This is a genomic window from Lentzea sp. NPDC004789 (assembly GCF_053601075.1).
This window is the reverse complement of record NZ_JBSGBE010000048.1, coordinates 1-12,823: the sequence shown is the minus strand read 5'-3', so window position 1 is coordinate 12,823 and position 12,823 is coordinate 1. Positions and strand designations below refer to the sequence as shown.

Annotated in this window: 13 protein-coding genes; 7 read left to right on the top strand and 6 right to left on the bottom strand. The window is 70.5% G+C overall.

All coding sequences use genetic code 11. The features are described from left to right. The 4 genes from groL to ACWEIJ_RS45870 all read right to left on the bottom strand — a co-directional run. On the bottom strand, nucleotides 1–1,134 hold a 1,134-nt coding region (groL, locus tag ACWEIJ_RS45885; RefSeq protein WP_449843603.1), incomplete at its 3' end, for a chaperonin GroEL. Nucleotides 1,135–1,351: 217 nt separating this feature from the next. Next, nucleotides 1,352–2,572: a serine/threonine-protein kinase gene (locus tag ACWEIJ_RS45880; RefSeq protein WP_449843602.1), complete on the bottom strand. Its 1,221-nt coding sequence runs from the start codon at nucleotides 2,570–2,572 to the stop codon at nucleotides 1,352–1,354. A 56-nt stretch (nucleotides 2,573–2,628) separates the two neighbouring features. Next, on the bottom strand, nucleotides 2,629–2,832 hold the full coding sequence (locus ACWEIJ_RS45875; protein ID WP_065915056.1) for a cold-shock protein: 204 nt from the start codon (nucleotides 2,830–2,832) through the stop codon (nucleotides 2,629–2,631). A 76-nt stretch (nucleotides 2,833–2,908) separates the two neighbouring features. Then, entirely contained in the window at nucleotides 2,909–3,550 is a 642-nt protein-coding gene (locus ACWEIJ_RS45870) for an AIM24 family protein (RefSeq protein WP_449843604.1), read from the bottom strand. A gap of 82 nt (nucleotides 3,551–3,632) precedes the next feature. Between ACWEIJ_RS45870 and moeA the strand changes: the two genes are divergently transcribed. The 6 genes from moeA to ACWEIJ_RS45840 all read left to right on the top strand — a co-directional run bounded on the left by moeA (nucleotide 3,633) and on the right by ACWEIJ_RS45840 (nucleotide 11,164). After that, a complete protein-coding gene (gene moeA / locus ACWEIJ_RS45865; RefSeq protein WP_449843601.1) occupies nucleotides 3,633–4,826 on the top strand; it encodes a molybdopterin molybdotransferase MoeA in 1,194 nt (397 codons plus the stop codon). Between the two features lie 17 nt (nucleotides 4,827–4,843). Next, entirely contained in the window at nucleotides 4,844–6,253 is a 1,410-nt protein-coding gene (locus ACWEIJ_RS45860) for a M48 family metalloprotease (RefSeq protein WP_449843600.1), read from the top strand. Between the two features lie 203 nt (nucleotides 6,254–6,456). Next, nucleotides 6,457–7,152, top strand: a complete 696-nt coding sequence (locus tag ACWEIJ_RS45855) for a phosphatidylserine decarboxylase (RefSeq protein WP_449843599.1) — start codon at nucleotides 6,457–6,459, stop codon at nucleotides 7,150–7,152. Beyond that, the gene (gene pssA / locus ACWEIJ_RS45850; protein WP_449843598.1) at nucleotides 7,152–8,117 is read left to right on the top strand and encodes a CDP-diacylglycerol--serine O-phosphatidyltransferase; all 966 of its coding nucleotides are present in this window, start codon (nucleotides 7,152–7,154) and stop codon (nucleotides 8,115–8,117) included. Before ACWEIJ_RS45855 ends, pssA begins: the two co-directional genes overlap by 1 nt. Before the next feature lie 78 nt (nucleotides 8,118–8,195). Beyond that, the gene (locus ACWEIJ_RS45845; RefSeq protein WP_449843597.1) at nucleotides 8,196–8,768 is read left to right on the top strand and encodes a hypothetical protein; all 573 of its coding nucleotides are present in this window, start codon (nucleotides 8,196–8,198) and stop codon (nucleotides 8,766–8,768) included. Nucleotides 8,769–9,007: 239 nt separating this feature from the next. Further along, nucleotides 9,008–11,164, top strand: a complete 2,157-nt coding sequence (locus ACWEIJ_RS45840) for an AAA family ATPase (protein WP_449843596.1) — start codon at nucleotides 9,008–9,010, stop codon at nucleotides 11,162–11,164. 47 nt (nucleotides 11,165–11,211) lie between these two features. On the opposite strand, the gene ACWEIJ_RS45835 is transcribed toward ACWEIJ_RS45840, so the two are convergent. After that, the gene (locus ACWEIJ_RS45835; protein WP_449843595.1) at nucleotides 11,212–11,742 is read right to left on the bottom strand and encodes a LytR C-terminal domain-containing protein; all 531 of its coding nucleotides are present in this window, start codon (nucleotides 11,740–11,742) and stop codon (nucleotides 11,212–11,214) included. A 74-nt stretch (nucleotides 11,743–11,816) separates the two neighbouring features. Further along, on the bottom strand, nucleotides 11,817–12,095 hold the full coding sequence (locus ACWEIJ_RS45830; protein WP_449843594.1) for a DUF3263 domain-containing protein: 279 nt from the start codon (nucleotides 12,093–12,095) through the stop codon (nucleotides 11,817–11,819). A 108-nt stretch (nucleotides 12,096–12,203) separates the two neighbouring features. Between ACWEIJ_RS45830 and ACWEIJ_RS45825 the strand changes: the two genes are divergently transcribed. Continuing rightward, a partial coding sequence (locus ACWEIJ_RS45825) for a peptide deformylase (protein WP_449843593.1) occupies nucleotides 12,204–12,823 on the top strand: 620 nt, incomplete at its 3' end.

Sequence of the window (12,823 nt, the reverse complement as noted above, 5' to 3'; positions counted from 1 at the left end):
CTTGATGACGGCGACGCCGCCGGCGAGCTTGGCGAGGCGCTCCTGGAGCTTCTCGCGGTCGTAGTCGGAGTCCGACTTCTCGATCTCGGCGCGGATCTGGTTGACGCGACCCTGGATCTGGTCGGCGTCGCCCGAGCCCTCGACGATGGTCGTCTCGTCCTTGGTGACGACGACCTTGCGGGCCTTGCCCAGCAGCGAGATGTCGGCGTTCTCCAGCTTCAGGCCGACGTCCTCGGTGATGACCTGGCCACCGGTGAGGGTGGCGATGTCCTGGAGGATGGCCTTGCGGCGGTCACCGAAGCCCGGGGCCTTGACGGCGACGGACTTGAAGGTGCCGCGGATCTTGTTGACGACCAGCGTGGCCAGGGCCTCGCCCTCGACGTCCTCGGAGATGATCAGCAGCGGCTTGCCGGACTGCATGACCTTCTCCAGCAGCGGGAGCAGGTCCTTGACCGTGGAGATCTTGGAGCCGAACAGCAGGATGTACGGGTCCTCGAGGACCGCTTCCTGACGCTCGGGGTCGGTCACGAAGTAACCGGAGATGTAGCCCTTGTCGAAGCGCATGCCTTCGGTGAGCTCGAGCTCGAGACCGAGGGTGTTGCTCTCCTCGACGGTGATGACGCCTTCCTTGCCGACCTTGTCCATCGCCTCGGCGATGAGCTCGCCGATGGTGGGGTCAGCGGCGGAGATGGACGCGGTAGCAGCGATCTGCTCCTTCGTCTCGATCTCCTTGGCGGCCTTCAGGAGCTGCTCGGCGACGGCCTCGACGGCCTGCTCGATGCCGCGCTTGAGGCCCAGCGGGTTGGCGCCGGCGGCCACGTTGCGCAGACCTTCGCGCACCAGAGCCTGGGCGAGGACGGTCGCGGTGGTGGTGCCGTCACCGGCAACGTCGTCGGTCTTCTTCGCGACTTCCTTGACGAGCTCGGCCCCGATCTTCTCCCACGGGTCCTCGAGCTCGATCTCCTTCGCGATGGACACGCCGTCGTTCGTGATCGTCGGCGCACCCCACTTCTTCTCGAGCACGACGTTGCGGCCCTTCGGGCCGAGCGTCACCTTGACGGCGTCAGCGAGGGTGTTCATACCCCGCTCGAGACCGCGGCGGGCGTCCTCGTCGAACGCAATCATCTTGGCCATTGCGGTGTGTTCCTCCGCCTTTGTGGATTCTGGGCCACTGCGGGCCGGCAAAGCCCACAGCGGAACACGGTGCAGTGGCCAGGTTCGGTGCCCGCGACGGACGACTCCCCGTCGAGCGACGGGGTGCCTCACCTTCCCAGCCTCACTGCTTTGGCACTCAGGTGAGCCGAGTGCTAAGTCGTGTTTAGCACTCGGGCACGGCGAGTGCAAGCGAACCTCAGCGCGAGGTGCGCACCGGCACAGAGGTGGGCAGCGGCTTCTTCGAGGTCGACTGGTCGTCGAGCTGCAGCGTGGGCGAGGAGTTCGTCTTGGGCTGACGCGCGGGTTCGTCGCCGGGCGACAGGATGATGACCACGATGATGATCACCACGATCGCCACCGCGGCCGCGATGACCGGCGCGAACCAGGCCGGGCGCTCCTTCTTCGACGACGTGAAGGCGCTCACGCCCACCTGGTTCGGCGGGCGCAGCCGGACCGGGTCGGACAGCGGCTGCTGGTAGCCGCCCTGGTACGGCCCCTGCTGCACGGGCATCGGACCGGACACCGGCGACTGCACCGGGATCGAGCCGGACGCAGGTCCGGCCTGAGCGGGCACCGAGCCCTGCGCGGCCCCGGCGAGGGCGACGCGCGCGGCGGCGATCAGGTCGGCGCAGCTCGCGAACCGCTGCGACGGGTCCTTCGAGGTGCCCTTGCGGATGACCTCGTCGATCGCCGGCGGCAGGCCGACGAGCTGCGACAGCGAGGGCACCGGCTGGCCGAGGTGACCGGCGATGACCTCCTGCACGCCGCCCTGGAACGGCGGCCGGCCGGACAGGCACGCGAAGAGCATGCAGGCGAGCGCGTACTGGTCGGTGCGGCCGTCGACGGGCTCACCGCGCAGGTGTTCCGGCGCGGCGTAGGTCGGCGAGCCGAGGAAATCACCCGTTCGGGTGCGGTGCCCGGTGGCGCCGCGCCGGGTGAGGCCGAAGTCGGCGACGTAGACGTGCTCGCGCACGCCCTCCTTGGTGGTCACGAGGACGTTGGCCGGCTTCACGTCGAGGTGCACGAGGCCCTTGCCGTGCAGCATGTCGAGCGCCTCGGCGACCTGGGCGAGCAGCGTCAGCGTGCGCGCCGGGGTGAGCGGCCCTGACTTGATGTGGCCGGCGAGGTCCTGGCCGTCCACCAGCCGCATCGCGATGTAGAGCAGGCCGTCGACCTCGTCGAAGTCGTACAGCGGCACGATGTTCGCGTGGTCGATGGCGGAGGTGTTGCGCGCCTCGTCGACGAACCGCTCGCGGAACTCGGCGTCGGGCGCCAGGTGCTCACCGATGACCTTGAGCGCGACTTTCCGGCCGAGTCTCACGTCGGTGGCCTTGTACGTCACGCTCATGCCGCCGCGGCCGAGCACGCCGTCGATCCGGTAGTGCGCGATCCGCCGCCCGCTCAGGTCCTCAGACACGCGAGGCAGCCTAACGCCCGTGCAGATCACCCTGCCGGGGGTTGGTCAAAGAGTGACTAAGCCTTCCTCACATCCGACGCCTGGCTCCGCCCATCCCGTCCGGCCTGCACCTCGAACTCCACCCGGTCGCCCTCGGAGAGGGTCCGGAAGCCTTCCATCTGGATCGCCGAGTAGTGCACGAACACGTCGGGCCCGCCGTCGGTTGCGATGAAGCCGTATCCCTTTTCGGAGTTGAACCACTTGACGGTACCGAGAGCCAAGGCGTCCTCCTTCAGATCACGCAAGCAGAACGCAACGCTAAAAGAAGAAAAGTCACTCGGATACCTCCTTACGGAGTCATGAACTCCAGCTGACTCCGTTGGCGCGCAACCAGGTGGTGAGTCGCCGGGGTCCGCGCGTCTGGGTCAGCACGGCACCGGGACCGGCGAAGTCGAACACCAGGCCCTCGCCGCTCTGAATGGATTGCCCGGCATCGGGCGCCGACGGCCGGAGACGGCATTGCACGGTGTCCGCGAACGCCATCACGTGGTCGCTGCCGATGGTCACCGCCTCGCCGGCCTCCAGCGTCACGAGGTCGAGCGCGCCGAAGCAGGCGAGCACGACGCCGCCTTGGCCGTGCGCGTAGTTCAGGAAGCCGCCGAGGCCGCCGAAGAGCGCTTTCAGCACCGGCGCCTCGGGGTTCATCGCCACGGTGCTGCTCGACGCGATCCAGCCGAGCCGCGCGAAGCACCAGCCGTGCGCGCCGTCGAGCTCGACGAGGTGCAGGTCGCCGGGCAGCACGGGGGCCGCGTCGACCCAGCCGCCCTCCGCACCCGCCGTGCACAGCGCGACGGCCTTGGTGCCGGAGCCCTTGACCTCCACGGAGAGGCCGAAGCTCGTGGCCACCAGGGTCAGCGGGTCGACCAGCACCATCTCGCCGGGCGCGAGCACGAGTCTCGCCACGCCGAACGTCGGTGTGTGCCGAGTCCTGACCTGCACGAACAACACCTCCGAAGACGAACGGGCCCAAGCGGTCGTCACGATCGCACTTCTCGGCACCGCCTCTTGGCAGTATGCAGTCGTGTCCCCCACCACAGTCGCCGAACACCGCCAGCGCGTCGCGGAGCTCGTCGGGTTGATGCCCGTGCTGCAGCTCCCGCTCGACGAGTGCCTCGGGCTCGTGCTCGCCGCCGACGTCATCGCTCCCGTTTCCCTGCCGCCGTTCGACAACTCCGCGATGGACGGGTACGCCGTGCGTGCCGCGGACCTCGCGAGCACCCCCGTCCGCCTGCCCGTGGCCGACGACATCCCGGCCGGCCGCACCGAACTCTCACCGCTGGCACCGGGGACGGTGCAGCGGATCATGACCGGCGCCCCGGTCCCGCCGGGTGCGGACGCGGTGATCCAGGTCGAGCTGACCGACGCCGGCACCGAGACCGTGACGATCAACGCGTCCGTCGAGGCGGGCACGAACATCCGCGTCGCGGGCGACGACGTGCAGAAGGGCGATCCGGTGCTGCTCGCGGGCACCTTGCTGCGCCCGGCCCAGCTCGGGCTGGCGTCCGCGCTCGGCCTGCCGGAGCTGCCGGTGCGCAGGCGGCCGCGGGTGCTGATCCTCTCCACGGGGTCCGAACTGGTCGAACCGGGCAAGCCGCTGCGGCAGGGCCAGATCTACGAGTCGAACGGCATGATGCTCGCGGCCTCCGTGCGGGAGGCGGGCGGCATCGCCGTGCAACTGCGGTTCGTGCCGGACGACGTGGACGCCTTCCACCGCGCGCTGGCGCCGTACCTGGGCTCGGTGGACGTGATCGTGACGTCCGGCGGGGTCAGCGCGGGCGCGTACGAGGTGGTCAAGGACGCCCTGGCGAGCCACGACGTGCGGTTCACCAAGGTCGCGATGCAACCGGGAGGACCGCAGGGCGCCGGTGTCTACGAGGGCCTGCCGGTGCTGACGCTGCCGGGCAACCCGGTGAGCGCGCAGGTGTCGTTCGAGGTCTTCGTCCGGCCCGCGCTGCTCGCGTCGATGGGCCGCTCGGACGTCGAACGGCCGACCGCGCGGGCAACCGTGTCGAGCGCGCTGTCGTCTCCTGCGGGTAGGACGCAGTTCCGGCGCGGCCTGTACGACCCGTCGTCCGGCCAGGTCGTGACGCCGGTCGGAGGTCCGGGGTCGCACCTGCTGTCGGCGCTGGCGCTGTCGAACTGCCTGATCGAGGTGCCTGCCGACGTCACCGAGCTGGCGGCGGGGGCCGAGGTCACGGTCAGATACCTGCAGTAGAAGGGCGGGCTGGGGGGATGCGGGCGGTACTCGCGCTGGTGATGCTCGCGGGCTTCTTCGTGCTCGCGGTGGCGCTGGCGGGTGGCCTGACGGCGATCGCGGTCTGGCGGTTCTCGATCGGCGACGTCGAGGGCGGGGCCTGGATGCTCGTCCTCGCGGTGGTGTTCGGCGGACCGGCGCTGTGGGCGACGCTGCGGGCGGTCTTCGCGCGGCCTGAGCCCGGCGGTGTCCGGATGACCCGCGACGCGCATCCCGAGCTGTGGCGGCACGTCGACGAGCTGGCCGGTCTCGCGGGCACGCGCGGACCGGACGACATCCGGCTCGTCGACGGCGCGAACGCGAGCGTGTGGGAACGCCGCGGCGTGCGCTACCTCGAACTCGGGCTGCCGCTCGCGGCCGGGCTGAGCGTCGGTGAGCTGAGGTCGGTGCTGGCGCACGAGCTCGGCCACTACGGCGGCGGCCACACCCAGCTCGCGGCGGTGACCTACCGGGCGAAGCTGGCGCTCGAACTGGCCGTCCGCACGGATCGGGCGTTCGGGCTGCTCAGCGCGTGGGCCGCGCTCTACGCGCTGGTCGCCGCGTCCGAGAGCCGCGACCACGAGCGGTTCGCCGACGAGGTGGCGGTGGCCGCGGCCGGGCGGGACGCGGCGCGCAGGGCGTTGCTGCGCAGCGGACCGGTGGGCGAGGCGTGGCACGACTACGTCACGTCCTACGTGTCGCTGGCGGTCGAGGCGGGGCGCACGCCGCCGTTGCTCGAAGGCTTCCGCTCCTACCTCGCCCATCCGCGGCGCGTGCACGACCTGCGCGACCTGGAGCGCGAGATGGCCGAGCGGGAGCCGACGTCGGTGTTCGACAGCCACCCGCCGATCCGCGAGCGGGTGGCCGCGATGGCCTTGCTGAGCAGTGGCGACGTCCCGATCGACGAGCGGCCGGGCTGGACGTTGCTCTCCGGTGTCTCCCCCGAGGCCGCGTCGGTGCTGCTCGGCGTGAGGGGACCGTTCGCGACGTGGGACGAGCTGGTGTCGCTGAGCGGCCCGGCCCACGTGCGGCGCTACGCCGACGCACTGCGGCACGCGGGCCGGGTGAGCAAGGTCGGCGAGCGGCTGCCGGACGTGCTGGCGGCGCTGGAACGCGGTGAGCTGCACCGGCTGACCGGGGCACCGGTGGACGCGTCGCTCACTCCGGAGCAGGTCCACGAGGCGGCTGTCGAGACCGTGACGGAACTGCTGGCGTGCGCGGTGGCCGACCAGCTCGTCACCGCTAACCGGGCGAAGCTCGAGATCAACTGGGGCGGCCTGTTCGTGCTGCGCCTGCCCGACGGAGCTGCGCTCTACCCGGATGACCTGGTCGCACCTGCCGTCCGCGAGGCTAATCGCGTCCCTGAAGTGCGGCTTCGCCTGCAGGCCGTCGGCGTCGACGGACTGTGACGGAACGCTCACCCACCGGCGTTGTTGACGCCATGTGACGGGGATTACACTGAATGCAGGTGCCGGTCGGCGCGTGCATTCGTCGGGGGATGCACGAACCGACCGGCCACTTTGTTCGCGGCAGTCCTGCCGGGCGGTTTGGTGTGTTGGCGTAGCGTGATGCCGCCCGACAACTCACGGAAGCTACGGAACCCCCAGACACGATGAGCAGCGAGAAGCCCGTCTCCCACTTCCTCGAACTCGCGCGCGGCATGGTGCCGCCGATGCACCCGGCGGGACGCCCGTTCGTCGCCGGCGCGGCGATCGCGACCCTCCTCGTCCGGCTGCGCTTCAAGCGCCTGGGCGTCGTCCTCGGCCTGGTCACGGCGTGGGTGGCGTGGTTCTTCCGCGAGCCGAAGCGCGTGACGCCGACCCGCCCGAACATCGCGGTCGCCCCGGCCGACGGCACCGTGTCGCACGTGGTCGACGCCGTTCCGCCCGCGGAGCTCGGCCTCGGCTCCCAGCCGATGACGCGCGTCAGCGTGTTCCTCTCGGTCTTCGACGTGCACGTGCAGCGCGTGCCCGCGGACGGCGAGGTCGTCCAGGTCTCGTACCACCCCGGCAAGTTCCTCTCGGCCGACCTCGACAAGGCGTCCGAGGAGAACGAGCGCAACACCGTGTGGCTGCGGACGCTGAGCGGCCACGACCTGGTCGTCGTGCAGATCGCCGGCCTGGTCGCGCGCCGCATCGTGTGCGAGGTCGCCGAGGGCGAGAAGGTGGCCGCCGGCCAGACCTACGGCCTGATCCGCTTCGGCTCGCGCGTGGACCTCTACGTGCCGCGCGGCAGCCGCGTCCTGGTCGAGGCCGGCCAGCGCACCATCGGCGGGGAGACCGTCCTCGCTGAGCTTCCGGAGGCCTGATGGCTCCCAGCGGGCCCGGCGTTCGCCTCCTGCCGAACGCCATCACGGTCCTCGCGATGTCCGCGGGCCTCTCGGCCGTGCACTTCGCGAACACCGGGATGTGGGGCGCGGCGATCGCCTCGATCGCCGCCGCCGCCGTCCTCGACGGCCTGGACGGCCGCATCGCGCGCCTGCTGGACGCGACGTCGAAGATGGGCGCGGAGCTCGACTCCCTGGCCGACGCCATCTCGTTCGGCGTGGCCCCCGCCCTCGCGATCTACCTGTGGAAGTTCGAGGGCAGCCGCGCGGGCTGGGTCATCGCGCTGATCTTCGCGGTCTGCATGGTGGTCCGCCTCGCCCGCTTCAACACGTTGCTGGAGAAGGAACAACCGCCGTTCGCGAAGGAGTTCTTCGTCGGCGTCCCGGCTCCGGCAGGCGGCCTCCTGCTGCTGCTCCCGTTGATCATCGAGGAGCAGGTGCGCACCGACGGCTGGTGGAACAACCCGATCGTCGTGGGCATCTGGACGGTCGTGGTCGCGATGCTGCTGGTGTCGCGCATCCCGACGCTGTCGGTGAAGACCGTGAAGGTGCCCCCGCGCGCGGTGGCCCCCCTGCTGGTCCTGATCGGCCTGCTGGCCGCCGCGATCATCACGTTCCCGCTGGTGGCGCTGATCGTCGCGATGGTCGTGTACCTGGCGCACCTGCCCTACTCGGTGCGCCGGTACATGTGGCTGTCCAAGCACCCCGAGGCGTGGACGGTGACCGGCGTCGAGCGCCGCGCGATCAAACGCGCGCATGGCGTGGCCGCCCGTCGCCTGGGCCTGCGCCAGCCGCTGCACGGCCGCGTAGCCGGTGCCGCCATGCGTGCCGTGCGACGCCCTCGCCGTGATGCCGCAGCCGCTTCTGCCGCGGAGAACGCGGTGGCCGGTGCCGGTCGACGCCGTTCGTGGCGCCAGATCGGGCTTCGCCGCCACCACAAGCCGTAACCGCGCGATCTCGTCGGTGACCAGGGTGGACGTGTCCAACACGTCCACCCTTTCGGTTTCGCCCACTATCCTGCGGCCGTGACCGCAGACGATCTCGACGCGGCTGTCTCCTGCCTGGCCGACACCCTCGGCCCCGCGACCGGCCGGGACTGGCTGACCTCGTCCGGCACGGGAGAGTGGCACGCCTGGCACACGGCCGAACACGTCGGCGACTGCCTGCTGTCCTACGCGGCGCAGCTCGTCGCCCGGCCCGATGCCCGCTACGTGCGCTTCCTCGCGGTCGCCGACAAGGAGGCGAGCCCCGCCGAAGTGCTGGAGTTCGCGGTGGCCGGCGGCCGGATCCTCGCCTCGGTGGTGCGGACCGCGGAGCCGTCGACCCGCGCCTACCACCCCACCGGCATGGCCGATCCCGCGCACTTCGCCGGCATGGGCTGCGTCGAAGCACTGGTGCACGGCGAGGACATCGCTCGCGGCCTCGGTTTGAGCCTCGACCCGCCCCGCGACGTTTGTGCGCGCGTGCTGGCGAGGATGTTCCCTCACGACGATCTCGACGTGGACCCGTGGCGCGGCCTGCTCTGGGCCACCAACCGGCTCAACCTGCCCGGCCGTGCACCGCAGACCGGCTGGCGCTGGCAGAGCGCACCGCTCTGAGCCCGAAACCGTCAGACCGGCTGAGTACGTTGAAACGCAGGGGTCCCCGGCTCGGGGGGACCCCTGGACGAGCCTGCCCGGCCCCGGAAGCCGGAACGCTCGCCGAACAGACGGGACGCGGCCACAAGCACACAGGCTGCGACGCCGCGTGCGTGCAACCCCAAGGACTCCCACCTCCGGATACTCCTGCGCGAGCGTGACCGGCCCGGTGCGCGGCGCGCCGGGCTAGAGTCGTCGGGGTGATCACGCTGACGGCTCGCCTGTCCCCGTCCGCACTGGACACCCGGCGCGGCGTAGTGCGCCTCCACCCGGAGGTGCTCGACGCCTTGGGGCTGCGCGCCTGGGACGCCGTGAAGCTGACCGGTGCCCGCGTGAGCGCCGCCCTGGCCGCGGCCGGCGAACAGCCGCCGGGTGTCGTCCTCGTGGACGACGTCACGCTGACGAACCTCGGCGTGGTCGAGGGTGCCGAGATCGTCGTGGCCCCGGTCCAGGTGGCGGGTGCCCGCTCGATCACGGTCGCGGGTTCCCGGCTGGCCAGCACGGCCCTGACGCCTGACCACGTCCGGATGGCGTTGACCGGCAAGGTGTTGACCGTGGGCGACAACGTCTCGTTGCTTCCCCAGGACCTCGCACCACCGCCCGGTGCCGACGTTTCCGAGACGCGCCGCAAGCTCTCCAACGCCATCGGCATGACGTGGACGAACGAGCTGATCACCATCACCTCGACCGACCCGGCGGGCCCGGTGGCCGTGCAGCCGTCCAGCGTCGTGGGCTGGCGCTCGGCCTCTGCCCCGGCCGCCGAGGTCACCCCGGTCGTGGTGCAGGAGAAGCACGAGGCCCTGCCGCTCACCGACCTCGTCGGCCAGAAGGACCAGGCCCGCCGCCTCACCGAGTGGCTGGAACTCATGTTCCGCCAACCGGAACTCCTCACCCGCCTGGGCGCGTCTGCCCGCCTGGCCGCCCTGGTGAGCGGCCCCGAAGGCGTCGGCAAGGCCACCTTGGTCCGGGCCGTGGCCCGTTCCGTCGACGCCGCGGTCGTCGAGCTGGCCGCGCCGAGCATCTCGGTGCTCGAACCGGGCTCCATGGCCAAGCAACTCGGCGACGCGATCGCAGGTGTCCCCGAGCAGCCGACCGTCCTGCTGATCACCGACATCGACGCCCTGCTGCCGAGCTCGCCACCCCCGGTGGCCACCGTCGTCCTGGACATGCTCCGCACCGCCGTGTCGCGCCCCAACCTGGCCCTGGTGGTCACCTCGGCCCGCGCCGAGTCCATCGACCCGCGCCTGCGCACCCCGGACCTGGTCGACCGCGAACTGACGCTTCCCCTGCCCGACGGCGTCACCCGTACCGAACTGCTGCGCGTCCTGCTGCGCGACGTCCCACTGGAGTCCGATGTGGACTTGGGCGCCGTGGCCGACCGCACTCCGGGTTTCGTGGCGGCCGACCTCTGCGCACTACGCCGCGAGGCAGCCGTGCGCGCCGCTCTCCGCCAACGCGACGTGGCAGAACCCCGGGTGGGACAAGAAGATCTGCTGACGGCCCTGGGCACCGTCCGCCCGATCTCGATGTCGGCCTCCGACACCATCCAGACCGGCGGCCTGACCCTCGCCGACGTCGGCGACATGACCGAGGTCAAGCAGGCCCTGACCGAAGCGGCCCTGTGGCCGCTGCGCTACCCGGACTCCTTCGCCCGCCTGGGCGTGGAACCGCCGCGCGGCGTCCTGCTCTACGGCCCACCGGGATGCGGCAAGACGTTCCTGGTGCGCGCGCTGGCGGGTTCCGGCCAGCTCAACGTCCTGACGGTCAAGGGCGCCGAACTGATGGACAAGTTCGTAGGCGAATCCGAACGAGCCGTGCGAGAACTCTTCCGCCGCGCCGCGGACGCCGCCCCCGCCCTGATCTTCCTGGACGAGGTCGACGCCCTGGCCCCACGCCGAGGCCAGTCCTCCGACGCCGGCGTGGCCGACCGCGTGGTAGCCGCCCTCCTGACCGAACTGGACGGCGTAGAACCGCTCCGCGACGTCGTGGTGATCGGCGCGACGAACCGCCCAGAACTCCTCGACCCGGCCCTGCTGCGCCCAGGACGCCTGGAACGCCTCGTCTACGTGCCACCACCGGACGCCGACGCCCGCACGGAAATCCTGAAGGCCGCATCACGCAACACGCCCCTGGCCACCGACGTCGACCTCTCGACCCTCGCGTCCGAACTGGACGGTTACTCCGCAGCGGACTGCGCCGCCCTGGTCCGCGAAGCGGCCCTCACGGCAATGCGGGAATCCTTGGAAGCAGCGGAAGTAACGCAGGCCCACCTGGCGAAGGCCCGCACGGTGGTACGCCCATCCCTGGACCCAGCACAGCTCGCCTCGCTCGCGGCCTACGCGTCCTCACGCCAATAACCCGCGGGGTCCGGGGCGGAGCCCCCGCCCACCAACGAACGAACCACTCACTTGTTCTTGGAAACACCCTGATAGTCGTTGGTGACGATCAAAATGATCCCAGGCGCAGCATGCTGTATCCCGTCGAACCGAGGCTCGACCCGAGCCCGCAACACCGCACCCAGCTCCCGAGCCGAAGCCTCTTCATCCGTCCCAGGCCGGAAGTACACGGTGGTGGTGGGAATCGTGCCCTGCGAGTAGTTCCCGGTCTCCGCGACCGTCCACCCGTTGGCCCGAACCTCGTCCGAAGCCTTGCTCGCCAACCCGGTGATCGTGGAGTTGTTGTAAACCCGAACCGGCGCCTTGGCGGCCACCGGCTGCGTAACGGGAGGCGGCGGCACCACAGTGGTGGTCGCCGCAGGCGGATTAGTGGTGGTGGCAGCCGGAGCCGACGAACTCTCCGCAGGCGCGGCGGCGGAGGAGGAAGAGGACTCCGAAGAAGGAGTCTGCACCGGAGGCGCGGTGGAACTGCCGCCGGCGACAGGCGGCGAGTCGGACCCACCGCTGAACAGACTCACAACACCGATCACCAACGCCACAGCAGCCACACCCAGGAGGGCGAAGCCGGCGGCCTTGGCCGGGCGGGACGGGCTAGCGGACTCGGGGGAGGTCATCAGTCCTCGGTGCTCCTGGCGCGTGCGCGAACCCTCTGACGGCCTGTCCGCACGCCGCGCAACCGCTTGACCAGCATCGGTTCGGCCGCGAACGCGGCTTCCTTCTCAACGAGGGCGTTGAGCAGCTGGTAGTAACGAGTCGCCGACATGTCGAACAGTTCCCTGATGGCCTGTTCCTTGGACCCCGAGTACTTCCACCACTGCTTCTCGAACGCGAGCATCGTGCGTTCGCGGCTGGTCAGCCCGTCATCAGTGGTCAGCGTCTCGGCGTGATCCATCTGGCTCCCCACGGTCGCCACACCATCTCAGGTGCGGGCAATTCAATCACGTGATCGTTCCAACCTACCGCGCGACACCGACAGTTTTGGACCGCTTAAAGTCTGACCATGGCCGTGCACCGCATCTGCATCGTTGGCGACCCCGTGCTGCACAACCCCACGCGCGAGGTCACCGAGTTCGACACCGAGCTGAAGACGCTCGTCGACGACATGTTCGAGACGATGGCAGCGGCGCGCGGAGTTGGGCTCGCGGCCAACCAGATCGGCATTGACCTGCGGCTTTTCGTGTACGACTGCCCGGACGACGACGGTGTGCAGCACCGCGGCGTGATCTGCAACCCCGTGCTGGAGACCTCCGAGGTGCCGGAGACCATGCCGGACCCGGACGACGACTTCGAGGGCTGCCTGAGCGTGCCCGGTGAGGCGTACCCGACCGGACGCGCCCGTTGGGCGAAGGTGACCGGGGTGGACGCCGACGGGCAGCCCGTCGAGGTCGAGGGCACCGGCTTCTTCGCGCGGTGTCTCCAGCACGAGACAGATCACCTGAACGGGTATCTCTACCTGGATCGTCTCGTCGGCCGGCACAAGAAGGAGGCCAAGCGGATGCTCCGCGACAACGAGTGGGGTGGGGGGGGGCGCGCGGGGGGGCCCCCCCGCCCCCCCCACCAAGAGGGCGGGGAAAAAAACCCCCCCACCCCGCACACCAACCCCAACAAAAAGGGAAGAGC